Source organism: Pseudomonas sp. Xaverov 83, assembly GCF_019352905.1.
GTDB lineage: Bacteria > Pseudomonadota > Gammaproteobacteria > Pseudomonadales > Pseudomonadaceae > Aquipseudomonas > Aquipseudomonas yamanorum.
Genome location: NZ_JAAAFU010000075.1, coordinates 36653 through 62134, shown reverse-complemented (window position 1 = coordinate 62134; position 25482 = coordinate 36653). Strand labels below are relative to the sequence as shown.

The window sequence follows — 25482 nt, the reverse complement described above, 5'->3', positions numbered from 1 at the left end:
GGGTCCCGCCGATATGCACACCGCCGGTGGCGAGGATGTCGTCGTGGCGGTTGTCGATCTGGCGACGCTCGGGCGACAGGCGCACCAGGGAGAAGTCAGAGGTACCACCGCCGATGTCGACGATCAGCACCAGTTCTTCTTTCTCGATGGTGGACTCGTAGTCGAAGGCCGCGGCAATCGGTTCGTACTGGAACGAGATGTCCTTGAAGCCGATCTTGCGGGCTACGTCCACCAGGGTGTTTTCGGCTTCCTGGTCGGCCATCGGGTCGTCGTCGACGAAGAACACCGGGCGGCCCAGCACCACTTCGTCGAACTCACGCCCGGCGGTGGTCTCGGCACGGCTCTTGAGTTGGCCGATAAACAGCGCCAGCAGGTCGGTGAACGGCATGGCCGTGCCCAGTACGCTGGTGTCGTGCTTGATCAGCTTGGAACCCAGCAGGCTCTTGAGCGAGCGCATCAGCCGGCCTTCGTAGTTTTCCAGGTACTCGTGCAGGGCCAGGCGACCGTACACCGGGCGGCGCTCTTCGAAGTTGAAGAACACTACCGACGGCAGCGTGATCTTGTCGTCCTCCAGCGCGATAAGCGTTTCCATGCCGGGACGAATCCAGCCGACGGTGGAGTTGGACGTGCCGAAGTCGATACCGCAGGCACGGGCTGGGGATGGGTTTTTCATGTCAATCGGGTTCCGGTTGAAAAACGGCCGCGCAGTGTATGCCACCCGCGTGCAGATGCGTAGGCCGACTATCCGCTAAATACAACGGACTTGTTACCTTGAAAGCCCGGTGTTTGCCCCCAAATCCTCCCCATACGGTTGGTGGCTGCAGGATTCTGCCCGCAGCGCCGATAAACTTCTGACGCACCCTTCGGTCACAAGATTGAGATCGGTCAATCCAGACGCCGCAAACAGGCGCATGCTGTGACGCTGGCAGTGCGATATCGATAACGGACGGTGATACTCCCGATGGACTTCAAAGACTATTACAAGATTCTCGGCGTCGAGCCGACTGCCGACGACAAGACGATCAAGGCCGCCTATCGCAAGCTGGCGCGCAAATATCACCCGGACGTGAGCAAGGAAAAGGACGCCGAAGCCAAGTTCAAGGACGCGTCCGAAGCCTATGAAGCGCTGAAAAGCGCCGACAAACGCGCCGAATACGACGATCTGCGCAAATACGGCCAGCATGGCCAGCCGTTCCAGGGCCCGCCAGGTTGGCAGAGCCGTGGTGGCTATGGCGGCGGTGGCCAGGACACCGGCGACTTCTCGGACTTCTTCAGCTCGATCTTCGGTTCGCGCGGCAATGGTTTTGGTGGTGCCCAAGGCCGTAGCGCCGGGCGCCGGGGGCAAGATGTGGAAATGGAACTGCCGGTCTTCCTCGAAGAGACCCTGTCCAACGAGTCCAAGCAGGTCAACTTCCAGGTGCCGCAATACAACGCGGCCGGCCAGCACGTCAGCAACACCACCAAGAGCCTGAACGTGAAGATCCCGGCCGGTGTGGCCGACGGCGAGCGCATCCGCCTCAAGGGCCAGGGCGCGCCGGGGATTGGCGGTGGTGCCAATGGTGATCTGTACTTGATCATCAAGTTCGCGCCACACCCCAAATTCGATGTGGAAGGTGAGAACCTGATCATCACCCTGCCGCTGGCCCCGTGGGAGCTGGCGTTGGGCACGGAAGTGGCGGTGCCGACCCTCACCGGCAAGATCAACCTCAAGGTGCCCGCCGGCAGCCAGAACGGCCAGCGCATGCGCGCCAAGGGCCATGGCTTGTTGAACAAGGCCGGGCAGCGCGGTTACCTGTTTGTGCAACTCAAGGCGGTGATGCCGAAAAACACCGACGACGAGGTCAAGGCGTTGTGGCAGGAACTGGCACAAAAAGCCGCCTTCGATCCAAGAGAATCATGGAGTAGCTAACGATGAGCAGTCCCCGTTTGGTTCAAGTGAACATGGCAGAATTCTGTGAGGCCACCGACCTGTCGGTGGCCTACGTGATCGAAATCGTCGAGCACGGCATCGTTGAACCGGTGGGGACCAGTCCCGAGTCCTGGCGCTTTACCGATTACGAGCTGGCCCTGGCCAAGCGTGCCTCGGCGCTGCAAAAGGACTTGGAGCTGGAATGGGAAGGCGTCGCCCTGGCGCTCGACCTGCTGGAAGAAGTCCAGCAACTGCGGGCCGAGAACCAGATGCTTAAGCAGCGGCTGGGGCGGTTGGTGCAAACGCCGTAAGTCCGTCAGGCGATGTTGCAGCGCTCCTTGCATGGTACCCAGTCGCGCAGGGTCAGCGACCGAATCTCTTGCGCTTCCGCCACGGCCAGTTGCAGTTGCACATCTTCAGCCTGGGTTGTGTATTCGTCATCAGTCAGGCTGCCCGCAAAGTGCTCCTCGGATAACGCATTCAAGCGCACATCATAGTGGTCCCTCAGGGCGCTGAACGCTTCCCCATACTGCTTGCGGATAAAGGCCTGCCAGAACTCACGGCCCAGCAGTGATTGTACGAAGGCCTTGGAGTTGTCCAGTCGTTCGATTCTGATGGCGACATTAGCCAGTATCTGCGGCGCCACTTGCCCCGTTGCGAGGTAGCGGGCCTCGATGGGTTGACCAGGCAGGCCAAGGCGGCGTGCCAAGCCCATGCGATAGGCCAGGCGGATTTCAATATCTTCGAGTTTTTCCAGGGCGGTGACTTTTTGTTCAGGAGTCATGCTCGACATGCGAATCATGCCTTCTCGAACCCGAATCTCCCCGCTGGCTGATTTTTCCACCTCGTCCAGGCGAAAGAGGCCCTTGCCCAACTCGTACAGTGCCGGTCCCGCCTCGCCATCGCTGGCCCCTTGTGTGGCTTGCCACGTCAGCACCTTGACCTCCATGTCACTGAACACCAGGGCCGCCCGATCACCACAGCGCGGGTCACCCGCCAGGTTGAACAGCTCTTCACACAAGCCATCGTCCCGTGCCGCATCGACCAGCTGCCACAGGCGTGATTGCAGGTCGGTGTAGCCGCGGCGGTACTCCGCCGATTCTTTAAGGTTGTCGAGGATGTCGAGGAAGATCTGCGCGCCGGGTTTTTCGGCAATCGACTCCCACAGGCTGCGTCTTACGTCGATTTCCTCGGGTGACAGACCGTCCATCCAGTGCTGGTATGCCGGCTCCGGTGTGTCGTCCAGCACCTGTTCTTGAGGGGCGCGAACCTCGACGGTCGCGGGCCGTGGCGCCCGATAACGCATCGCGTGCGCCTGCCGGCGCTCCGCAGCCTCGGGGTGGAGTAAGGTTGCATTGTTCCAATACTCAATCAACTGCCTGCGGGCTTCTGTGGTCAGCGGGTTACCGCCGATAAATGTGACGTTGTTGACGCGGATGACTGCCTCGGCCTCCTCGGGCGGCGGGTTGACTCGGGACTCGGGCAACTGCGTGATACGGTTCTCGGTCAGGTCAACGGTGTCCAACGCCTGATGTGGCCCCAGGCCCTGCGGCCACTCGGTGATCCCGGTGTTTCTCAAATTCACCCCGCGCAGGTTCGGCAGGGTACCGAAGTTGGGGGTACGCGCCAGGGGGTTGCGGCTCAGGTCGACCGTCTTGAGTGAGGTGAGCCCCTCCAGCAGATCCACGTCGGCCTCGGTCAGAGACAACCGGTTGCCCCTGAGGTCCAGGCGGGTGAGCCGGTTCATCCGGGCAACGCTGGGCGGGATTGAACGCAACTCGCCGTTTGACAGTTCGAGCCAACGGGTGTGGCTGAAGTGGCCGAGAAACTCATCCAGACTGTACAGGGATCGCATGCCCTGCAGTTTGATTGACCCTACATGGCTGAAATCCGCTTCCAACGCCGGCAAGTCACCGACGCTCAAACCGAGTGCTTCAAGCGTGTAACCGATGGGAGAACCATCACGGGCCAGGGCTTTGGGGGTCATGCGCCGCCAGCACTCCTTGAGGTTCCGGGCAAATTGCCGGCGGTGACTGGCATCCCCTACGCGAAGGTTGGCGTCGTCGGCCGCCACCAGGAACCGTTGTGCGGCCCAGGCGTCCAGCTGGCTGTTCAAGGTTTGCCATTGGCCTTCCAGGCGTGTCAGTTCGGCCGGCGCCCCGTCGCCTGCATCCAGTACGAGTCGCTCGTTTTCATCCTCGCTGAAGCCGGGGAAAAGCTCCCTTGTCCGCAGCATTTCGTCGGTGTGGCTCAAGGGGACTTCGAATGCGCCAGGCTGGCCGCCGTTGCGCCAGCCCGGGCGGGTTCGTGAAAGGCGAGTGATGTACGCACGCATCTGTTGATTGGCTCGCGGGGTGAACGGGTTGTCACGCAGGCGGGTCATGCGGTTGAGACGGATGCTGGCCTCTACCTTTTCGGGAGCAGGGTTGAGCAGGCTGTCGGGCACCGCGCTCAGGTGATTGCCGGACAGGTCGACCTCCCTCAGCTCCGGCAATTCCAGCAAGCCCGTGGGCCACTGGTTGATCCGGGTGTAACGCAGCTCCAGCTTGCGCAATCGGAGCAGGGTGCTGAAGTCGGGCAGGGCGCCCAAAGGGTTGTCGTTCAGGGACAGTTCTTCCAGGCGGCTCAGGCCGGCCAGTTGGCCGGCGCTGGTTTCGCTCAGGCGGATCGCATTGGCGGACAGGTCCAGGTGCGTCAGCTCCTTCATTGCCGTGATTGCTTCGGGCAGTTCGGTCAGCGTCTGGCGTCCGATACCGCCGACTTGCTTGAGGGTCATACGTTTCAGATTGGGGAAGTTGCCAAGGAACTGCCCGGCGCTCTCGGTGAAGCTCACCTGCTCGAGAACCAACTCCTCGACGTGGCCAAAGTCGGCGTTCACGTTGGGCAGGTTCACCTGGGCGCTGATTTCCAGGCGACGCCCGCTATTGGCCCCGGCACGGGCCACGGTCTGTCGGCGCCAGCAGTTCCTCAACGCATCGGCCGCCGACCGCTCCCGGCCGCCCGGGCCCACCCCAAATGGACGCCGGCTCGTCTCTTCACGGGCACTGCGTTTAACCCAGTCCTTGAGCGCGCGGTCGAGGGTGGCGTACTGGTTTTCCCTGCGCGTCAATTCACTGCGGGCATCGCTCCCGAGGGTCTCGATGAAGGCGTGTGCTTGCTCGTCGTTGAACCCCGGATACAGCTTGCGCACCCGCGTATGGGTGCTGCGCAGTTGATTGAGTTTGTGTAGCGGGGAGCCCCCTGGCAAACGCTGGTTTCCCGCCAACGGTTTGCGCAGCACCGGGTAATCCAGCAGCACCGAGCGTAGCTCATCCCGGGCCAATGGCGCTTGCCGGACCCGCTGCTTCAAAGTGCCGGCGTCCCGTGCCGCGTCGCCCAGCGCGCGGCGCTGGCCTTGTTCGAGCCGCGACAGAACAGCGCCATACAGGTCGGTGGTGCCGAACGATCCGTCTTCACCCATCGCCAGTTGCAGCGGCGGCGCGTCGGCAACTGGACCGACGGCGTCAATCAGCGGACCCTGTTCGCTGCCCAAGCGGATTTCTACCCGCAGGTTTGGGTCCCATCCCGGCAAGCTGGGCAACGTATGCAAGGCCAGGCGCCGACTGTCCTGGCTCTCCAATGCATCCAGGTACAACCCTTCATAGGCCCTTGCCATCCGCACTTGCTGCTGGCTTTCTCGCGCCAGGGCAGTGAGCCTAGGTGACAACTTCTGATGTCCACTCAGCGCGGTTAAATCCGCGTCCGTGGCCGTTTCCAGCAACTGCCCGGCAACCTCGGCCGGGAGACCGGAAAACAGGTCCATGAGCTGTTGTACCTGGGGCGAGCGGGCCAGATTATGGGCGCGGTAATCCGCGTCGAACAGCGAGGCCCGGCAGTCCCTGGCGGCCTGGGCAACTTCCCGGCGCCAGAGCATCGCCTGTTCGTCCAGCACACGAGGGGTAGGATCGAGGACCGCCGGATAGGTCAGGCCTTGTTGCGCCACCACGCGGTCGGTGATCGCCGGGTCAGCCTGCGCGTAATCCAGCGGATCATCGCTGCCCATTTGCTCGATAAACGTCTCAAGCCGCTGATGCAGGCGAAAGCGCTCAAGGCAATCGGTCAACAGGGCGGGCGGCAGTTGCAGGTCTACATGCAGTTGGCGCAGTTGATCGGCGGTGGTGCCACTCGCCAAGCGCACCTGTTCCAGTTGCGCGTCGCTCAAGCCTCCGGTGCGGTAGCCCAGGCGACGCATCAGCATCGGGCCGTCCCACGTCAGCGGCTCTTCGCCTTCATGCAGCCAGGCGCCCGCGCCGTTATGCGCCACCTGCGGGGCATAGGCGTCGGAGCGTGTGGGGTGTTGTATGCGATAGGTGTCACCGTCGGGCTCAGGTTTGAGCACGTACAGTTGATCGTCGAGGGGCAGCAGGGGGTGTTGGCCGTGACTGTGCAACCCCAGATCATCAACGGCAGCATTCCTGGGCAGCACGACTTCACTGCGATAGGGCGTAAGGTCCGGCTTCCACAGACGCGGCTCGCCGCCTGGCAGTTGAATAGGCTTGAGCTCCCGTACCACCGCTGGCGGTGCCGTCAGTTTTATCAGGCCTTTTCCGGCACCGACCGTCAAGGCCAGGGTTGCCAGGTTTTGCGCGACGTCGAACCAGTGGTCTTTCGCCGCCTCCCGGTCACCTTCGCTCCATTCCATCACCCCATCGAAGGTCTCATACAGCAACTGGCCCGCCATGGCGGCCAGCATGATTTCGCCGACCACCGGGACGAACGCCAGCGCCAGGCCAATCACGGTCGCGCCGCCTTCCAGCCAATGGGCGATTTTTTGTGCGCGCACCCGGGCGTCGACATCGGCGGTGGGCACTGCCTGGTTGCGGGCATCACTGAGGGCCTTGTCGCGCCCATGCTCAAACAGGTTGGTCCACAGGTCGACGTTGCCTGCCCACAGGCCGCGTCTTGAGACCACCATCAAGTACAGGTCGGGAGCGTCCGTCCTTACAACCCTGCAGCCGGTTTTCGGTGGGGGAAGTTTCTGCGGCAGCACCGTATCTGCCAATACCGGGAAGGCGATGTGCAGCATCGTTTGGGTCACCGACGAGCGCGCCACTGTGTCGATTACGGAGGTGGAGCCGGCAGCGGGTTGCGTAAACCGGTTGAAGAACGCCGGCTTGTCGTGTTCATCGAGAAACTGGCTGAAAAAGCGTTGGTAGCTTGTGGGCCCCGGGAGGTCGTTACTGCCTGGCTCGCTCGGTTCTTTATCGCGCGTTACCCACTGACGGTTCAGTTCGGCTCTCAGCTCCCCCAGGTTGTCGTAGCGCTTGAGCGGGTGCTGCGGATCGTGGGGGAGATAGACGATGAAGTCAGTGGCGTATTGGTATTTTTCCACTGGCATAAACACCACGCTCCCCATCAGCGCGCGGTCCATTACGCTCAGGCAACTGAACCACACGGGCTTGCCACCCAGCGTGGGGTTACGTTCGCCGTCGACAACCTTAAGCACCATGACGAAATCATCCGGGCGAATATCCTGCTTGAGCAACGCCAGGTACGCCGCGGCCCTGAGGGCGTCTTTCTGGCTGGTGATCACGGCGTCGCGCAACCGGGCGGCCACAGCTTCGTCGGTGGGCAGTAATACTTCCCTGAGGTGAGCCTGGTAGCGGGCACCCACGTCCAGTGTGCGGCACAACCTGATAAAGGCGGGCACGCTCAGCGTCTGGCTGATCGTGGGAGACGCACCCTCCCGGTCCGGGTGTTGGGTAAACCCGGAGGCGGGATCAAATGCGCCGTCTTCACCTTCGCTGGCTTCAAAGTTATGCAGGGTGGCCTGTATCAGTGAAACCTCGAGTACTTTGTATTCGCCGGCCTTGACCCCCAGCTTGCCGAGCTTCAGTGGCTCATACAAACGAAGATAGGTGCCTTCGACATCCACGCTGATGTTGAATTGTTCTTTCAGCGCGCTGTTGAGCAGGCCTGTGGCGAACGGCATGAGTGCCTGGATATTTGCCAGGTGTTTATCCACAGCGTGCTGAGATTTGAAACTGGTTTCATTGAACGCCTTCAACGTTCTTCGCTGCAGCGGCGATAAGCTGTCTATCCACTGCGCCTGTTCGAGCCTGGCCTGTTTCAGCGCGACTATCCGGTGGGCCGGCGCTTGCACCAACCAGTCTGGAATAGCCTGGCGAATGAACTCATTGTTGTCGTCTGAAGATGAGGCGGGAGTAACAGCGGGGGCATCCTGCATGGGGGCATTCCTTTGGATAGGCAAAGGAAAAAGGCTACTGAAAACCGCTGTGGATTAATAAGTCGAAAACCCGTTGGGTAACTCCCAATAGTTACCGCATCGGCCCCGGATTACGCATGGGTTGGCGACTTAATTACCCCTTGGAATCCACCCTGTATGCATCGGGCGTGGAGCTGCCTTTTGAGGGTTCAGGCAGGGGCGTTCAAACCATTCAAATAGCTACCGCCGAGTGCCAGGGGCGACTGATTAAGGTCATCGCCTTTATTTCCTCAACGGTACTCGTATATGTCAGCACCTCAAGCCTCTGCCCCTCTTTTGCCGGGCAGTGAAGGGCGTCACTATGCACAGATCAAGGCCGCCATCCCCGAGAGTCTGATCAACGCATCCCCCGCACTGCGCGCAGCCATCAGGCAGGCCAGGCCAGAGATCCCCGTCTGGTACGCGGCCGCCACTGCGGAGCAGAGGGCGTTACTCAAAAACCTGTCAGAGGCAAGCTTCAAGTCCAACAAAGCGCTGGAGCAACTAACGGCCAGGGTGCAAGAGGTCAACGCGTTCGCCCAGCCATTGCTGGAGGCGGCGTTGAAGGCCGCGGGGTTCGAGCTGGACGTCAACCAGGTGCATCTGCGCCTCTATGTACCGGTCGAAGGACTAGCGACAGGCTACCGGACCAAGACCTTGTCCCTGTTGCAAGCGGCCTTGAACAATTTTGAGGAGCGTGAGACCCACGCCGGGTTCTCTGACAGCGCTTCAGGTTTTATCACTGCGCCCGGCGCGGATGGGCATTTCGAGCGCTATACCACGCCCCTGACAATCGAGACCTTCGCCCGGTTATGTCGCGACCTGGACTTGGGTAAGCGGTACCAGGAGCACCTCACTACCTACCTGCTGCCCGTGCAAACCGTGTCCAGGGGCTTGCTGCGCGAGCGTTTTATCAACCGGCAAAAGGATGCCTTCAGGGCTGCCGCCTACGTGGCGTTGCTCAAGGGGGATATTGGCAGTGACGACTATGCGCTGCTGCTGCGCATTGCCAATGGCGAGCGACGCATCAAGCTCGGTAACAAGCAGGTCTGGCATCGCTGGCCCACTATCATGGACCTGCAAATGCACGGCTGCCTCATGATCGACCCGAGCGTGGAGCATCGCTATGGGAGCTGGTTTATCGTCTATATCCCCGACCACCCCGACCATCCCATCAAGCGCTACGAAACCCATGCCGCGTACGTAGAAGAAACCACCCGCGAGCTGACCGCTTATAAACCCGAGGACTACTGGGATAGCAGAGGGGTTCAGGTCACGGCGCATCAACAGTTTTTCTCACGGTTCATCGGGAAAAAATACCTGGCTTACTACTACGGGCGGTTCACCGAGAAACGCGTCGATGAACCCCTCAGGCGCGTGGCCCTTGGCCCTGATCCAGCGTGGCGACAGTACTACGCAAGAAAATCGCTCATCGAACTCCAGGCGATCAACGCCCTCTTAAAGTCCCCGCGACATATCAGCCGCACGCCGCAGGACCAGCCAAACCTGAACCTCAACGCCCACCCGATCAAGGGGCTGTGGATCGACGTCGATCCTTGGGACGAGCTGTACGCCGACATGCGCAAACGCGCACTCGACGATGCCTTGAGCATGGCGGTGCCCACCGCTCAAACCGACGCTGCCGGGCGTGACCGGCGGCTGGCGCATTTGATGAACATTGGCCTGTTCGCCGTGAACCTGGTGTCGATGATCATTCCTCCCTTGGGGGCAGTGATGGCAGTGGTCACGGCCGGGCAACTGCTGTACGAAGTGTTGGAGGGCGTGGTTGAACTCGGCCAGGGTGACCGCGAGGCCGGCTGGGCGCATATCGGTGATGTGCTGGACAACCTCGCGCAATTGGCGGTGGGCGGCGCTGCATTGCATTTCAGCGTGTCGCCGTTTATCGAGGGGCTCAAGGCGGTCAGGCTGCCGTCGGGAAAGGCCCGCTTGTGGAAGCCCGACCTCGCGCCCTATGCGCAGGACATCCAACTGCCTGCGGGCTCGATTCCCGACCCGGGGGGGGTGCATACCGTCAACGGGCGTCAGGTGGTGTCAGTGGACGGCACTCACTACGCGGTGACCGCGCAAGACGAACCGGACGTATACCGGGTCCAGCACCCCAGCAGGCCTGGGGCGTATGAGCCACAGATCGTCAACAACGGTTCAGGCGCCTGGACCCATGAAGCCGATGAGCCCCTGACGTGGCAAGGCGCTCCGCTGATGCGGCGATTGGGCCATGTGATGGAAAGCCTGAGCGATACGCAGTTGGAGCAGGTCCGCAAGATCAGTGACACCGACGAAAGCGTGCTGCGCCGGTTGTATGTGGAAAGCGAGCCCACTCCGGCAATCACACTCGATACGGCGGTGCGCATGCGGGCTTACGGGCGTGCCGAAAGCTTGAGTGGGCAGATCCTTGCGGGGTCGATGTCGATGGACCTGGGCAGCTACGCTGCGTCGTTGATGGTGGAAATGCCCGGCTGGCCCTCCGGCAGGACCATCGAAGTATTTGACGGTCATGGCGCAAGCAGGACGGCTTCGCTTTACGGCCAACCTCATACACCCGGGACCAGTCTTATCAGCATCAGTCGCATAGACCTGTTCGGCGGCAAGCTGCCCGCGCTGATCGTCGAGAGTTTGCCCGAGGAGCAGCTTAAAAACCTGCTCGGCCAGAACCTGCCTTACGGGGCCGCGCCGCGTAGCCAGGCGTTGCAGGCGCGGCTGGGGATCCATGCAAAACAGTCCCTGCGGCGGGTGTTCGACAGCCTCTACCTCGGGCGGTCATCGCCTGACAGTGCTGAGCTGCAACTGTTTGCGCGGGACTTCAAAAGCCTGCCCAAGGCGATGGCTCAGGAGCTGTTGGACGGTACCACCGCCGAGCAGCGGGCGGCCTTGATTGCCAAGGGCAAGATTCCCCTGGAGCTGGCGCAGCAAGCGCGCCAGAAGCTTGGGGAGTTACGCCTGACTCGAGCGTATGAAGGGCTGTACCTGGACGCGTTGGCCAATGCTGACACTGAGGCTCTGGTGCTCAATACCCTGGAGCACCTTCCCGGCTGGCGAAACAACCTGCGCATTGAAATGCACGAAGGCTCGGTGAGCGGGCGCTTGCGTGCCAGCTATGGCCAGCCTGGGTCCAGCAACCTCAAGCTGTTGGTGCGAGTGGGCGATGGTCGGTATCAGGCGTTTGACACTCAAGGCAACGAGTTACACGGGGTCGATAGCTTGTACGCTTCCTTGCAGCACGCGCTGCCGGATGCGCATCGCCAGTCCCTGGGGTTAGCCGATGTGGGGCAGGGGCCGCAACTTGGAAAGCTGATTCGACAGCACGCCCTGTCCCGTGCCGGCCTGCGCAAGGTACTGGGCATGCAACCGTTGGACACACGCTTTTTCGTGCCGCCGCAGCGCTCTTCTCTCGGGCGGGTCGGTTATTCCTGGAGTGGCCGTGGAGGGGAGTCCTGGGAGCACAAAGTTCAGCAGCGTATCAAAGCCCTTTATCCCGCTTATGACGAAGCGCAGATTGCTCGACTGCGTGCACCTCACGCGCCGGCCGACGATACCTGGCTCATCTCCCTGGAGCAGGAGTACGAAACGCTCTGCTCCACGCTGGAGGCCTGGGAAGCATCACCGATCCAGGGTTATGGTGACGCCAATAGCGCTGAATACCGAGAGCAGCGTGCCATTCGTAAAAAACTGGGAAGGTTGTTGATTAAAGCCTGGCGGCGTGTGGGTAAGGTTGATGTGGATGTTTTCGGGAATACGCTGGGCCAGAAGATCGAACTGGAGGGAGTTGAGATACAACCTCAGCTGGGGTCGCTTCCGGCGCTGAGCGCCAACTTTGATCACGTCACTTACCTGGAAATCTCCGACGCGGAACTGACCGATGCTGTCGAGCCTTACCTGGCTCCCTTTCGCGGCTTGCGCACCCTCAACCTGAACCACAACCTGCTCACTCGCCTGCCCCTGTTGCTTGAGCATCTGCCCAGACTTGAGGTGTTGAGCCTGGCGGAAAACGCGATTGTGCTGGACGTCGCGGCCGTCAACCGATTGAAGAATCTCACCCGACTCCACACACTCAATTTGGAGTCCAACCCGCTGGGCATGGCACCGGATATCAGCCGGATGGGCCGCCTGTTTCGGGTTCTTCTGGGCAATAGCGGGCAAAGTGTTTGGCCGACTGGCATCTTCGACATGCCCCGGCCACGCTGGTTTACCCTGATCCTGGAAGGTAACGCGCTTGAAGTGCCGACGGTCGAGCCAGGTTCAGTGAAGGCTGCGATTCTTGCGCGCACCCATGTCAGCCGGACCTTGCTGACGTCCGAGGGCCTGCACCAGCTCAAGCGGTATATCGAATCTGTTGGCATGGACCCGGAGCGGCAATTTCCACCCGGAGGGATGGAGGACAGCGCCCGATGGAAAGCCGGCCTCACCCACCGGGAGTGGGGCGCCTTGCAGTCCATATGGAATGCCGTGGAGGAGGCCAAGGGCGCCGAACCGTTCTTTAACGAAATCCGCAAGTTGAGGGAGTCTGCCGATGTCGTATTGGAAGGCTTCGAGGAAGACCTTACGGCCAAGGTCTGGCGAATGTTGCGCGCCATGGCCGATAACACCCGGCTGCGTGAGAAGCTTTTCGACATGGCGATGGCGCCTACCAGTTGCGTTGATGCGGGCACCCAGTTGTTCAATGCCATGGGGATCGAAGTGATGGTGTATGAGGCTTCGATCCACCCTGACCCCGACGTGGTCGCGCAACTGATGCTGACGGTGGCCAAAGGCAGGACTCGGCTCAACAAGCTGGGAGAAATTGCTCGCGCCCGAGTAGTGGCATTGAGTGAGCAAGGCCGCAAGTTCCCCAATGATCCGATTCGGCGAATCGATGCCGCTGGAAACCCCGAACGGGCTATCGATGAAGTAGGGATCTATCTGGCGTTTTCGACCGGGTTGGCCGAGCGGCTTGAGCTGCCCTGGCAATCAGGGGATGTAATGTACCCTGAGTCTGACGTCACCTCGCAGATGCTGGACGATGCTTTTGATCGGGTCATGGCATTGGAGGAGGGCGGCCTGCTCAGGGATGCCCTCGTCGAGTTGGACTTCTGGGATGAGTACCTTGAGCGCTCGACGCCCGCGGCCTTTGTCTGGCTGACGCGCAAAAGGGCGGCGCTGGAAGACTTGACGAGTGCCATGAATGATCTGGCGGCCAATGGTCGACTGCCTGAGTCGCAGAAGATGGCCCTGCGCAATACCCTGCGCAATTCGGCCCTGATGCTGGACAAGTCGGTTGAGGACTTCCCTCCCGGCACGCCCATGCACCAGGACGTCTATGATGCGCTTGCGGTGAAACTGCACGAGGAGCGCAAGGCGATTCTCCAGAGGCTCACTGACGAGGCTCTGGAGATCGCGCTTCAGAACAGAAAATAACGCTGCGCCATCGGCAGCACATCCGCCGGTTCACACCACAGCAACACACCGTCGGCCTTGACCTGATACGTCTGCGGGTCGACCTCGATATCCGGCAGGTAATCGTTGTGGATCAAGTCGGTTTTCTGCACCTCGCGGCAACCCTTGACCACGGCGATCTGCTTCTTCAAGCCCAACTGCTCGGGCAAGCCTGCCGCCAACGCCGCCTGGCTGATAAAGGTCAGGCTGGTGGCGTGCAGCGAGCTGCCGAAGCTGGCAAACATCGGGCGGTAGTGCACCGGTTGCGGCGTCGGGATCGAGGCGTTGGCGTCGCCCATCAGGCTTGAGGCAATCGCGCCGCCCTTGAGGATCAGCGTCGGCTTGATCCCGAAAAACGCCGGGCGCCACAGCACCAGGTCGGCCCACTTGCCCACTTCAATCGAGCCCACTTCGTGGCTGATGCCATGGGTGATCGCCGGGTTGATGGTGTACTTGGCGATGTAGCGTTTGGCGCGGAAGTTGTCGTTGCCTTCGCCGTCGCCCGGCAATGGCCCGCGCTGTTTCTTCATCTTGTCGGCGGTCTGCCAGGTGCGCGTGATCACTTCGCCGACACGGCCCATGGCCTGGCTGTCGGAGCTGATCATCGAGAACGCGCCGAGGTCGTGGAGGATGTCTTCGGCGGCAATCGTCTCGCGGCGGATGCGGCTTTCGGCAAAGGCCACGTCTTCGGCAATGCTCGGGTCCAGGTGATGGCAGACCATCAACATGTCCAGGTGTTCGTCGATGGTGTTGCGGGTGAACGGCCGGGTGGGGTTGGTGGAGCTGGGCAGCACGTTGGGGAAGCCGCAGGCCTTGATGATGTCGGGCGCATGGCCGCCACCGGCGCCTTCGGTGTGGTAGGTGTGGATGGTGCGGCCCTTGAAGGCGGCGAGGGTGGTTTCGACAAAGCCGGATTCGTTGAGGGTGTCGCTGTGGATCGCCACCTGCACGTCGTACTCGTCGGCGACGCTCAGGCAGTTGTCGATGCTCGCGGGCGTGGTGCCCCAGTCCTCGTGCAGCTTCAAGCCAATGGCGCCGGCCTTCACTTGTTCGATCAACGGCTCCGGCAGACTGGCGTTGCCCTTGCCGGTGAAGCCGATGTTCATCGGAAACGAATCGGAAGCCTGGAGCATGCGCGCCAGGTGCCACGGGCCCGAGGTACAGGTGGTGGCGTTGGTGCCGGTGGCCGGCCCGGTGCCGCCGCCGATCATGGTGGTGACGCCGCTGGTCAGCGCCTCTTCGATTTGCTGTGGGCAGATGAAGTGGATGTGGGTGTCGATGCCGCCGGCGGTGAGGATCATGCCTTCACCGGCGATCACTTCGGTGCTGGCGCCGACGCAGATGGTCACGCCGGGCTGGATGTCCGGGTTGCCGGCTTTGCCGATGGCGAAGATGCGGCCGTTCTTCAGGCCGACGTCGGCCTTGACGATGCCCCAGTGGTCGATGATCAGCGCGTTGGTGATCAGGGTGTCGACCACCTCATGGGCGAGCAGTTGGCTCTGGCCCTGGCCGTCACGGATCACCTTGCCGCCGCCGAATTTCACTTCTTCGCCGTAGACGGTGAAATCCTGTTCGACTTCGACGAACAGCTCGGTGTCGGCCAGGCGGACCTTGTCACCCACGGTGGGGCCGTACATGTCGGCGTAGGCTTGGCGACTGATTTTCATGTGTTTGCCCTGAGAAATTTGTGTTGAATGTGAAGTCGCTTTCGCAGGCAAGCCAGCTCCCACAGGGGAATGCATTCCAAAGGTGGGAGCTGGCTTGCCTGCGATGAGGCCCTAAAGGTCACCCATGATTTTCCCGGCAAACCCGAATACCCGGCGCTTGCCGCTCAATTCCACCAGTTCCACTTCACGACTCTGCCCTGGCTCAAAGCGCACGGCGGTGCCGGCCGGGATGTTCAGGCGCATGCCACGGCTGGCGGCACGGTCGAACGTCAGTGCGTCGTTGGTCTCGAAAAAGTGATAGTGGGAACCGACCTGGATCGGCCGGTCGCCGCTGTTGGCCACGCTCAAGGTGGCGGTGCGCCGACCCACGTTGAGTTCGATGTCGCCAGGCTGGATCTGAAATTCGCCAGGAATCATGCAGGTTGCCCCAGGGTCTTGAAGTAGATGGCGGTCGGGGTGTAGCGCCCGTCCGGGCTTTGGCAGTAGTCGGGCAATTCACCGATCTTGGTGTAGCGCAGCGACTGGTAGAACGCTTCGGCACCGGAGCCGGCTTCGGTGTCCAGGTACAGCAACCCGCGTTTGTACTGGCGGGCACTCAGTTCCAGGGCGCTCATCAGTTGCTGGCCGAGGCCGCGGCGCCGGGCCTCGCTGTGCACCAGCAGCTTTTGCACTTCGGCACGGTTCAGGCCGTTGGCTTTCATGCACAGCGCCAATTGCACGCTGGCGATGACGTGCTCATCACGCACCACCACCCACAGCAGCAGGCTGCCATCGTTAAGGCTTGCCTGCACGCCGTTGAGATAAGTGCCGGCCTGGGCTTCATCGAAGTCGGCCATGAAGCCCACCGATGCGCCGTGCTTCACGGCGTCCAGCAACAGCTCAATCAAACCCGGGCGGTAATGGGCAAAACTTTCGGCATTGACTCGACGCAGTTGGGCGTTCATCGGTGTCACTCCTTGGGCGGCGTAGCGCCTGGGTTGAGCGTCAGTTGCATGAAGGTCAGGTCCAGCCAGCGCCCGAATTTGGTGCCGACCTGGGGCATCTGCCCGGTGGTGATGAAACCCAAGCGCTCATGCAGGCGGATCGAGGCCTGGTTGCCGCTTTCGATGGCGGCGACCATCACGTGTTTGTCGCAGGTTTTCGCCCGCTCGATCAGCACCTGCATCAGCTGTGGGCCGAGGCCTTTGCCGCGCTGGTCGTTGCGCACGTACACCGAGTGTTCGACCGTGTGGCGAAAGCCTTCGAAGGGCCGCCAGTCACCGAACGAGGCATAGCCGATGACCTGCTCGTCTTCGATGGCCACCAGGATCGGGTAAAACTGCGATTGGCGGGCACTGAACCAGGCCTGGCGGTTGCCCAGGTCTACCGGTTGTTCGTTCCAGATCGCCGTGGTGTTCAGCACCGCGTCGTTGTAGATATCGCGAATCCCTGGCAAATCGGCGTGCACCGCATCACGAATCAAAAAGGACATGGCCGGACCTCAGGCGATGGGTTGGTGGACGGTGACCAGCTTGGTGCCGTCGGGGAAGGTGGCTTCCACCTGGATGTCCGGGATCATTTCCGGAATGCCTTCCATCACCTGTTCACGGGTGAGCAGGGTGGTGCCGAAGTGCATCAGCTCGGCGACGGTGCGGCCATCGCGGGCGCCTTCCATCAGCGCGGCGGAGATGTAGGCGATGGTTTCCGGGTAGTTGAGCTTCACACCGCGCGCCAACCGCCGCTCGGCCACGAGGCCGGCGGTGAAGATCAGCAGTTTGTCTTTTTCCCGTGGGGTCAGGTCCATCGTTCAAAGTCCTTCAAACAACATTCATAAAAACACTGAAGATCCGATGTGAAAGCTGCTTTATGTGGGAGCTGGCTTGCCTGCGATGCGGGCGACTCGGTATGTCTGATGTACCGAGGTGATGCCATCGCGGGCAAGCCCGTCTCCCACGGGGAGCAGGGTCGACTTTTGATCTTCATGTGCTCCAGATTCTCGGTGATACCGCCTCGCGGCCCAGTACGGCCGGGCGCAGCAGGCGCCACAGCGCGATCAGCCAAGCTCGCGCCAGCAGCGCTTCACTGGCCAGGCAGCGGGCCACCAGCAGGCCGGGCAATTGGGTCAGGTCGCCGCGTACCGCGTGGGGCAGGGAGCGGCATTGTTCGAGCAGTTCAGGGTCGATTTCGCCGGTCACCAGCAAGGTCGCAAACACCGGTTGCCCATCCAGTCCGATGGGCGAGTCGAGCAAACCGTCGGCGCCCACAATGCGCTGGCGTTCATGCCAAATCAACTGGCCGTCGCGGCGGATATCCAGGTGCGACTGGAAGTGCCCGAGGTCGAAACGCTCGCCGCTGGCGGGGCGCCCCAGGGCGACTACGTCCCAGTAAAACAGCCGGGCATCGCCTTGCAGGTCGATGCGGGTGGTGAGTTCGGCCTGGGCGGCGCTGAACACGATGGTCTCCTGCGGCAGCCATTCCAGCGTCGCACCCGCCTCAACCGTCAGCTCCAGTTTCTGATAGGCCGGCCCGCCGGCGCGGTACCACTTGGCCGCGCCGGGGCTGGTCAGTTGCGCCCAGGCGCCTTCGGCGACATGGGCCGTGATGTCGAGGCGATCACCGCCGGCAATCCCGCCCGGCGGGTGCACGATGATGTGCTGGCACACCTCGGGGCCTTCGGCGTACAGGTGCTTTTGCACCCGCAGCGGGCCGAGGTGACGGCGCATCACCGGGCGCGTGGTGTCGCCGAAGCGCGCGTAGCCGAGTTCCAGCTCGGCGTGCCAGCTGGGGGTGAACAGCACGGTGGGGGCAGGTAGGGTCATGGTCAGTGCTTATCGTTAGGACGCTACAGATTAGATCGTAACGAGCCCGCGCACACCCTCGCTTTCCATATTTTCTCCACGCCCCTGCTGGACGATTTCGCCTCGGGACATCACCAGGTACTGGTCGGCCAGTTCAGCGGCAAAATCATAGAACTGCTCCACCAGCAGAATCGCCATGTCACCGCGTGCCGCGAGCTTCTTGATCACCGCGCCGATCTCCTTGATCACCGACGGCTGGATGCCTTCGGTGGGTTCGTCGAGGATCAGCAGGCGCGGGCGGCTGGCCAGGGCCCGGCCGATAGCCAGCTGCTGTTGCTGGCCGCCGGACAAGTCACCGCCCCGGCGTTGCTTCATTTGCAGCAGCACCGGGAACAGCTCGTAGATGAAGGCCGGCACCTCTTTGGCCTCGGAGCCAGGGAAGCGTGACAGGCCCATCAGCAGGTTTTCTTCCACTGTCAGGCGGCCAAAAATCTCCCGGCCCTGGGGCACGTAAGCGATACCGGCGTGCACCCGCTGGTGCGGCTTGAAGCCGGTAATGGCCTTACCTTCCCAGTTCACCGCACCTTCCTTGGCCGGCAGCAAGCCCATCAGGCACTTGAGCAAGGTGGTCTTGCCCACGCCATTGCGGCCCAGCAGGCAGGTGACTTCGCCGACTTTTACCTCAAAGGAAAGCCCGCGCAGGATGTGGCTACCGCCGTAGTACTGGTGCAGCTTGTCGACTTGCAGCATGTTCAAAATCTCCTCAATTCCTTGTGGGAGCTGGCTTGCCTGCGATACAGGCGACTCGGTGTATCAGCTGCACCGTGTCGATGCCATCGCAGGCAAGCCAGCTCCCACATAAAGCATCAGCGGCCGAGGTAAACCTCGATCACCCGCTCATTTTCCTGCACCTGTTCCAGCGACCCTTCGGCCAGCACGCTGCCCTGGTGCAACACTGTCACGTGGTCGGCAATCGAGCCGACAAAGCCCATGTCGTGCTCCACCACCATCAGCGAGTGCTTGCCCGCCAGGCGCTTGAACAGCTCGGCGGTGAACTCGGTTTCGGCGTCGGTCATGCCCGCCACCGGTTCGTCCAGCAGCAACAGTTGCGGGTCCTGCATCAGCAGCATGCCGATTTCCAGGAACTGCTTCTGGCCGTGGGACAGCAAGCCGGCGGGGCGGTTGACCGAAGCGGTGAGGCGGATGGTGTCGAGCACTTCGCTGATGCGGTCTTTCTGCTCGCCGCTCAAACGCGCCCGCAGGCTGGCCCACACCGACTTGTCGGTCTTCTGCGCCAGCTCGAGGTTTTCGAACACGCTGAGGGCTTCGAATACCGTGGGCTTCTGGAACTTGCGACCGATGCCGGCCTGGGCGATCTGCACTTCGCTCATGCTCGTCAGGTCCAGGGTTTCGCCGAACCAGGCCTTGCCGTGGCTGGGCCGGGTCTTGCCGGTGATCACGTCCATCAGCGTGGTCTTGCCCGCGCCGTTGGGGCCGATGATGCAGCGCAATTCGCCGACGCCGATGTACAGGTTCAAGTCGTTCAGCGCCTTGAAACCGTCGAAGCTGACGCTGATGTCTTCCAGGGTCAGGATGGTGCCGTGGCGGGTGTTCAGGCCTTTGCCGGCCGCCTGGCCGAGGCCGATGGCATCGCGGGCGCTGCCCTGGTCTTTGTTGGGTTCAAGGATAGGTTCGAGCATAAATTCGGCCGTCGCTGTGATCCTCATTGGTCGCCCCTTTTCTTCAGCAGGCCAATCACACCCTTGGGCAAATACAGGGTGACGATAATGAACAGCGCACCGAGGAAGAACAGCCAATACTCAGGAAACGCCACGGTGAACCAGCTTTTCATTCCGTTGACCACACCGGCGCCCAGCAGCGGGCCGATCAAGGTTCCACGCCCGCCGAGGGCCACCCACACAGCGGCCTCGATGGAGTTGGTCGGCGACATTTCGCTGGGGTTGATGATGCCCACTTGCGGCACATACAACGCGCCTGCCAAACCACACAGCACCGCGCTCAACACCCAGACAAACAGCTTGAATCCACGTGGGTCGTAGCCGCAGAACATCAGGCGATTTTCCGCATCCCGCAGTGCCGTCAGCACCCGGCCGAACTTGCTCTGGGCCAGGCGCCAGCCGATGTACAGGCTGACCACCAACAACGCCACGGTGGCCACAAACAGCACTGCCCGCGTGCCCGGCTCGGTGATGCCAAACCCGAGGATGCTGCGGAAATTGGTAAAGCCATTATTGCCGCCAAACCCGGTCTCGTTGCGGAAGAACAGCAGCATCCCGGCAAAGGTCAGCGCCTGGGTCATGATCGAGAAATACACGCCCTTGATCCGCGAGCGAAAGGCGAAGAACCCGAACACCAGTGCCAGCAAACCTGGCGCCAACACCACCAGGCACATCGCCCAGAGGAAGTGGCTGGTGCCGGTCCAGTACCACGGCAATTCGGTCCACGACAAAAAGGTCATGAACGCCGGCAGCTCATCGCCGGACGCCTGGCGCATCAGGTACATGCCCATGGCATAGCCGCCCAGCGCAAAGAACAGGCCGTGGCCGAGGGACAACATCCCGGCATAACCCCACACCAGATCCAGCGCGAGAGCGACGATGGCGTAGCACAGAATCTTGCCCACCAACGTCAGCGTGTAGGCGGAAACGTGCAACGGGTTTTCCGATGACAACAGCGAGAACAACGGCAGCGCCAGCAGCAGGATCAGGATCACTGCACCGACCGCAACGGTCACCTTGGGGCCGGCCTTTTGCGCGGCCGTGAGCATCAATGGCTGGTTCATCAGTCGATCACCCGTCCTTTCAGTGCGAAGAGTCCCTGCGGGCGTTTCTGGATGAACAGAATGATCAGCGCGAGGATCAGGATCTTGCCGAGCACGGCACCGATCTGCGGTTCGAGAATCTTGTTGGCTATCCCTAATCCGAAGGCGGCCATGACGCTACCGGCCAATTGACCGACGCCGCCGAGCACCACCACCAGGAACGAGTCGATGATGTAGCTCTGGCCGAGGTCCGGGCCGACGTTGCCGATCTGGCTCAAGGCAACACCGCCGAGGCCGGCGATGCCGGAACCGAGGCCAAAGGCGAGCATGTCCACGCGCCCGGTGGGCACGCCGCAGCAGGCGGCCATGTTGCGGTTCTGGGTCACGGCCCGCACGTTGAGGCCCAGGCGCGTCTTGTTCAGCAGCAGCCAGGTCAGCACCACCACAAACAGCGCGAAGGCGATGATCACGATGCGGTTGTAGGGCAGCACCAGGTTGGGCAGCACTTGGATCCCACCGGACAGCCACTCGGGGTTGGCCACTTCAACGTTCTGCGCGCCGAACACCAGGCGCACCAGTTGGATCAGCATCAGGCTGATGCCCCAGGTGGCGAGCAGGGTTTCCAGTGGGCGGCCGTAGAGGTGACGAATCACCGTGCGCTCCAGGGCCATGCCGATGGCGGCGGTGACAAAAAAAGCCACCGGCAGCGCGATCAGCGGGTAGAACTCGATGGCCTGGGGCACGTAGCGCTGCATCAGTAACTGCACCACATAGGTGGAGTAGGCGCCGAGCATCAGCATCTCGCCGTGGGCCATGTTGATCACCCCGAGCAAGCCGAAGGTGATCGCCAGGCCGAGCGCTGCCAGCAGCAGGATCGAACCCAGGGACATGCCGCTGAAGGCCTGGCCGAGAATCTCGCCCACCATCAGTTTGCGTTTGACCTGAGCGAGGCTGGTTTCGGCGGCGGTGTGTACCGTGGCGTCGGCTTCGACGCCGGGGGCGAGCAGGGCTTCCAGGCGAGTGCGGGCCAGCGGGTCGCCGGTGCCGCCGAGCAAGCGCACGGCGGCCAGGCGCACGGCCGGGTCGGGGTCTACCAGTTGCAGGTTGGCCAGGGCGAGGCTGAGGGCGACGTGTACGTCATCATTGGTTTCGCCGGCGAGTTGCTGGTCGAGGAATTTCAGCTGCGCAGGTTGTGCGCTTTTTTGCAGAGTCTGGGCGGCGGCAAGGCGCACCTTGGGGTCGGCGGCGAGCAATTCCTGGCTGGCTTGCACGTTGTCGATCAGGCCGCGCAGGCGGTTGTTCAGGCGTACGGTTTTGGTCTCACCGTTGACCGTGATCTGGCCTTGTTGCAGGGCGTCCACCAACTCGATGCGCGCCGGGTCGGGCTGGGCGGCCCAGTCCTGGAGCAGCTTGGCTTGTTGCATCGGGTTGGCGTTGATGAAGTCTTCGGCGTCGCTGGCGTGTGCGGCGAAGGGCAGCAACAGCAGGGCGGCGAGGATGAAGCGGTATAGGGCAGTGGGCATACAAAATGTCCTGATCATGCACGGACAATGTGGGAGCGGGCTTGCTCGCGAAAGCGCTGGCTCAGTTTCGGATGCGTCGACTGACACACCGCTTTCGCGAGCAAGCCCGCTCCCACATTTAGACCGAGTCGGTCTTAGTTGCTCTTGACGGCGTAATCCGGCTTTTTGTCATTCCCCGGAATGTACGGGCTCCACGGTTGCGCCCGAATCGGCTCCTGGGTCTGCCACACCACCGAGAACTGCCCGTCAGACTGGATCTCACCGATCATCACCGGCTTGTGCAGGTGGTGGTTGGTCTTGTCCATGGTCAGGGTGAAACCGGACGGCGCGGCAAAGGTCTGCCCGGCCATGGCTTCACGCACTTTGTCGACGTCGGTGGACTTGGCTTTCTCCACCGCCTGCGCCCACATATGGATACCCACGTAGGTGGCTTCCATCGGGTCGTTGGTCACGGCTTTATCCGCGCCCGGCAGGTTGTGGGCCTTGGCATAGGCTTTCCAGTCGGCGACGAATTTCTTGTTCACCGGGTTCTCCACCGACTGGAAGTAGTTCCAGGCGGCGAGGTTGCCCACCAGCGGCTTGGTGTCGATGCCGCGCAGTTCTTCTTCACCCACGGAGAAGGCAACGACCGGCACGTCGGTGGCCTTCAGGCCCTGGTTGGCCAGCTCTTTGTAGAACGGCACGTTGGAGTCGCCATTCACGGTGGAGATCACCGCAGTCTTGCCGCCGGCCGAGAATTTCTTGATGTTGGCCACGATGGTCTGGTAATCGCTGTGGCCGAACGGGGTGTAGACCTCTTCGATGTCTTTATCCGCTACGCCCTTGGAGTGCAGGAACGAACGCAAAATCTTGTTGGTGGTGCGCGGGTACACGTAGTCGGTACCCAGCAGGAAGAAGCGCTTGGCGCCGCCGCCTTCTTCGCTCATCAGGTATTCCACCGCCGGGATCGCCTGCTGGTTCGGCGCCGCACCGGTATAGAACACGTTCGGCGACATCTCTTCGCCTTCGTATTGCACCGGGTAGAACAGCAGGCCGTTGAGTTCTTCGAACACCGGCAATACCGATTTGCGCGACACCGAGGTCCAGCAACCGAATACCACGGCGACCTTGTCCTGGGTCAGCAACTGGCGGCCCTTTTCAGCGAACAGCGGCCAGTTGGAAGCCGGGTCCACCACTACCGGTTCGAGCATCTTGCCGTTCACGCCGCCCTTGGCGTTGATCTCGTCGATGGTCATCAGCGCCATGTCTTTCAGCGAGGTCTCGGAGATCGCCATGGTCCCGGACAGCGAGTGCAGAATGCCGACCTTGATGGTCTCGGCGGCCTGCACCGTCCAGGTCATGCCCATCGCGGCGATGGATGCCGACAGTGTGAAAGCCTTGATCAAGCTGCGACGCTTCATTGTGCAATCTCCATGACTCAATGATGTGATGAGGGAGTGATTGCAAAGGCTGTGCCGGGGCGCGCAATCGTGGTGCGCGCGAGCTGTGATCGGTCTGTGGGGGTGGGCGATGCACCAATGCGGCGCCATTCCCGGCGGCGTGTGCGCGCAGGCGCACCCTGATGGTGCCTGATGCCCCGAGCCTTAACTATCTAATGCCTGCGTCCAGCCAAACCCTTGAAAGTGAAGCCTGCCTGGCGCCCTCGGCAACCCAGGGACAGCGTCAGTTTTCTTAACTTCACTCAAGTGGCGATGGACATGGACAGTACTCACATTCAAGACGATCAAGCGGCGAGCATGCGCAGGCCGGTTCCCCATCTGGGGCCGGCATTCGTCACCGACCACGATGCCGCCCATTGGGCGCATCAACAGATCGGCAACCGGCGGGAGACGGTATTTGGCGGGCTGGTTTTCAAGCGTGATGACGGGATGTACCTGCCGACCGTACCGGTGGCCGGCACCGCCACTGCATTCGATTTCCAGAGCGACCTGCTCAAGGTCGATGCCAACAGGAATTTCCTGGCGTACGAGGGCCACAGCGTTCACGCCCTGTACAGTTCGCGCGCTGGGGACGGCGCCCGGCGCTCCGCGCAGATACAGCACTGGACAGACGCGCAGCGCCGCCTGGATCGCAGCTTTTTCCCCATCAATATCCTGCGCATCATCATCCAGGTGCGCAGGCTGTGCACCCGTTACTACCTGTCCGGGTTCTATGGTTCGCTCATCCAGTATGAAAGCAGCGGCTCTGCGACTGAGGCCAGCTTCTTGAGCAAGTTGATGGCGGCCAAGCCTGCGGCCGATTTCGACGACTACATCGCCTTTATCAATGAGGCGGCCAGAGCCGGTTACCTGCGGGTCATCGTTGCCAACGCCGAGTTGGGTGGAAAGCCTGGCCAACTGCTGACGCCGTGGACACTCAATCAAACCCTGTCGCAGATCGGGCAGGAGGCACTGGCGCCCCTCGCCAGCCCAGTCAGCCGCCGGTGGCAGGACGCGGTGCGAGCGGTTTTGCCGCCGCTGGGGTTCGCACGGCAGGAGAGCCACTTTGGCTATCTGTACAAAAGCGCGTCGAACCAGTTCGTGGCCGAATTTCCGTCGGACGAACTCAAGGCGGCGTTTGCGCTGACCAGTGGCAAGTTGTCGCTGCCTAAAGTGCACAAGGCGGACAGTGAGTTTTTAACCTTCGGTATTTACTGCTCCCTATCGCCGCAGGCGAAACCCACCGTGGCGAAGGAGTCGTGGCTGGCCGAAAATTTCTTCCCGGCTTCTGCGTTGGCTGCCGTGGCGATGATGGCGGGGACCGACGACCTGGGCTTGCACTTTTACTTGCGTGCCAACGACGGCGCGCTGCTGATGTACCACTGCACAGGCTCGCAGGCGCAGTCCCGGTTGTTCGCCAATTACGGTGCGGAGATCGACAGGTGCTTGAAGGACGGTACGTTGAGCCCTTCCGAGTTTGTCCGGCAGGTGGCCGCTGTGGGTACGCTGACGGTGGTTGAGCCCGGACGGGTATGGGACAAGGCCGGAGTGGTAGGACCGCAATGGCGGGCCTTCGCGAAAGTCCATGCGTAGCTGAGCCCTGCCTTCGTCACCGCCGATGACGCTGCACGCTACCTGCATTACACGGTGGGTTCACCCCACGGCTCTTTTCTCCAGGCTTACATCTTCAAGCGCAGCGATGGGCTGTTTGTGGCCTCCAGGCTGTCAGACC

General features: G+C 61.8%; 17 protein-coding genes. 4 read left to right on the top strand and 13 right to left on the bottom strand.

Annotated features, from left to right (window positions below):
* The coding region (locus K0H47_RS21520; protein ID WP_219273588.1) for an Hsp70 family protein at nucleotides 1–673 on the bottom strand (673 nt) is incomplete at its 3' end.
* Nucleotides 674–961: 288 nt separating this feature from the next.
* Between K0H47_RS21520 and K0H47_RS21515 the strand changes: the two genes are divergently transcribed.
* Together K0H47_RS21515 and K0H47_RS21510 are read left to right on the top strand one after the other, a co-directional pair.
* Nucleotides 962–1909 carry a DnaJ C-terminal domain-containing protein gene (locus K0H47_RS21515; RefSeq protein ID WP_003217399.1) on the top strand — a complete coding sequence of 316 codons (948 nt, stop codon included), beginning with the start codon at nucleotides 962–964 and terminating at the stop codon, nucleotides 1907–1909.
* Between the two features lie 2 nt (nucleotides 1910–1911).
* Complete coding sequence (locus K0H47_RS21510) at nucleotides 1912–2220, top strand: chaperone modulator CbpM (RefSeq protein ID WP_003217397.1); 309 nt, start codon at nucleotides 1912–1914, stop codon at nucleotides 2218–2220.
* A gap of 5 nt (nucleotides 2221–2225) precedes the next feature.
* Here the strand turns inward: K0H47_RS21510 and K0H47_RS21505 are convergent, their stop codons facing one another.
* Complete coding sequence (locus K0H47_RS21505) at nucleotides 2226–8135, bottom strand: NEL-type E3 ubiquitin ligase domain-containing protein (RefSeq protein WP_219273586.1); 5910 nt, start codon at nucleotides 8133–8135, stop codon at nucleotides 2226–2228.
* Nucleotides 8136–8420: 285 nt separating this feature from the next.
* Between K0H47_RS21505 and K0H47_RS21500 the strand changes: the two genes are divergently transcribed.
* Nucleotides 8421–13565 carry a dermonecrotic toxin domain-containing protein gene (locus K0H47_RS21500; RefSeq protein WP_219273585.1) on the top strand — a complete coding sequence of 1715 codons (5145 nt, stop codon included), beginning with the start codon at nucleotides 8421–8423 and terminating at the stop codon, nucleotides 13563–13565.
* Here the strand turns inward: K0H47_RS21500 and ureC are convergent.
* The 11 genes from ureC to urtA form a co-directional block, all read right to left on the bottom strand.
* Nucleotides 13550–15250, bottom strand: coding sequence for an urease subunit alpha (gene ureC, locus K0H47_RS21495; protein WP_063033358.1), 1701 nt, complete (start codon nucleotides 15248–15250; stop codon nucleotides 13550–13552). The genes K0H47_RS21500 and ureC overlap by 16 nt on opposite strands.
* Nucleotides 15251–15361: 111 nt before the next feature.
* Nucleotides 15362–15667, bottom strand: a complete 306-nt coding sequence (locus K0H47_RS21490) for an urease subunit beta (RefSeq protein ID WP_063033357.1) — start codon at nucleotides 15665–15667, stop codon at nucleotides 15362–15364.
* Nucleotides 15664–16194, bottom strand: coding sequence for an N-acetyltransferase (locus K0H47_RS21485; RefSeq protein WP_063033356.1), 531 nt, complete (start codon nucleotides 16192–16194; stop codon nucleotides 15664–15666). The genes K0H47_RS21490 and K0H47_RS21485 overlap by 4 nt, the downstream gene beginning before the upstream one ends.
* Before the next feature lie 5 nt (nucleotides 16195–16199).
* On the bottom strand, nucleotides 16200–16721 hold the full coding sequence (locus tag K0H47_RS21480; protein WP_063033355.1) for a GNAT family N-acetyltransferase: 522 nt from the start codon (nucleotides 16719–16721) through the stop codon (nucleotides 16200–16202).
* 9 nt (nucleotides 16722–16730) lie between these two features.
* Nucleotides 16731–17033 carry an urease subunit gamma gene (ureA, locus tag K0H47_RS21475; RefSeq protein ID WP_003217383.1) on the bottom strand — a complete coding sequence of 101 codons (303 nt, stop codon included), beginning with the start codon at nucleotides 17031–17033 and terminating at the stop codon, nucleotides 16731–16733.
* A 175-nt stretch (nucleotides 17034–17208) separates the two neighbouring features.
* On the bottom strand, nucleotides 17209–18048 hold the full coding sequence (locus K0H47_RS21470; RefSeq protein ID WP_219273583.1) for an urease accessory protein UreD: 840 nt from the start codon (nucleotides 18046–18048) through the stop codon (nucleotides 17209–17211).
* 30 nt (nucleotides 18049–18078) lie between these two features.
* Nucleotides 18079–18777 (bottom strand): urea ABC transporter ATP-binding subunit UrtE, encoded by a 699-nt coding sequence (gene urtE, locus K0H47_RS21465; RefSeq protein ID WP_017478391.1) that lies wholly within the window; start codon nucleotides 18775–18777, stop codon nucleotides 18079–18081.
* Nucleotides 18778–18893: 116 nt separating this feature from the next.
* The gene (urtD, locus tag K0H47_RS21460) at nucleotides 18894–19754 is read right to left on the bottom strand and encodes an urea ABC transporter ATP-binding protein UrtD (RefSeq protein WP_003217378.1); all 861 of its coding nucleotides are present in this window, start codon (nucleotides 19752–19754) and stop codon (nucleotides 18894–18896) included.
* The gene (urtC, locus tag K0H47_RS21455) at nucleotides 19751–20830 is read right to left on the bottom strand and encodes an urea ABC transporter permease subunit UrtC (RefSeq protein WP_219273581.1); all 1080 of its coding nucleotides are present in this window, start codon (nucleotides 20828–20830) and stop codon (nucleotides 19751–19753) included. Before urtC ends, urtD begins: the two co-directional genes overlap by 4 nt.
* The gene (urtB, locus tag K0H47_RS21450; protein WP_063033352.1) at nucleotides 20830–22332 is read right to left on the bottom strand and encodes an urea ABC transporter permease subunit UrtB; all 1503 of its coding nucleotides are present in this window, start codon (nucleotides 22330–22332) and stop codon (nucleotides 20830–20832) included. The genes urtC and urtB overlap by 1 nt, the downstream gene beginning before the upstream one ends.
* 134 nt (nucleotides 22333–22466) lie before the next feature.
* Nucleotides 22467–23732, bottom strand: coding sequence for an urea ABC transporter substrate-binding protein (urtA, locus tag K0H47_RS21445; protein ID WP_003217372.1), 1266 nt, complete (start codon nucleotides 23730–23732; stop codon nucleotides 22467–22469).
* A 297-nt stretch (nucleotides 23733–24029) separates the two neighbouring features.
* On the opposite strand from urtA, the gene K0H47_RS31185 reads away from it, so the two are divergent.
* On the top strand, nucleotides 24030–25343 hold the full coding sequence (locus K0H47_RS31185; protein ID WP_257626722.1) for a hypothetical protein: 1314 nt from the start codon (nucleotides 24030–24032) through the stop codon (nucleotides 25341–25343).
* The last annotated feature ends 139 nt before the right edge of the window (nucleotides 25344–25482 follow it).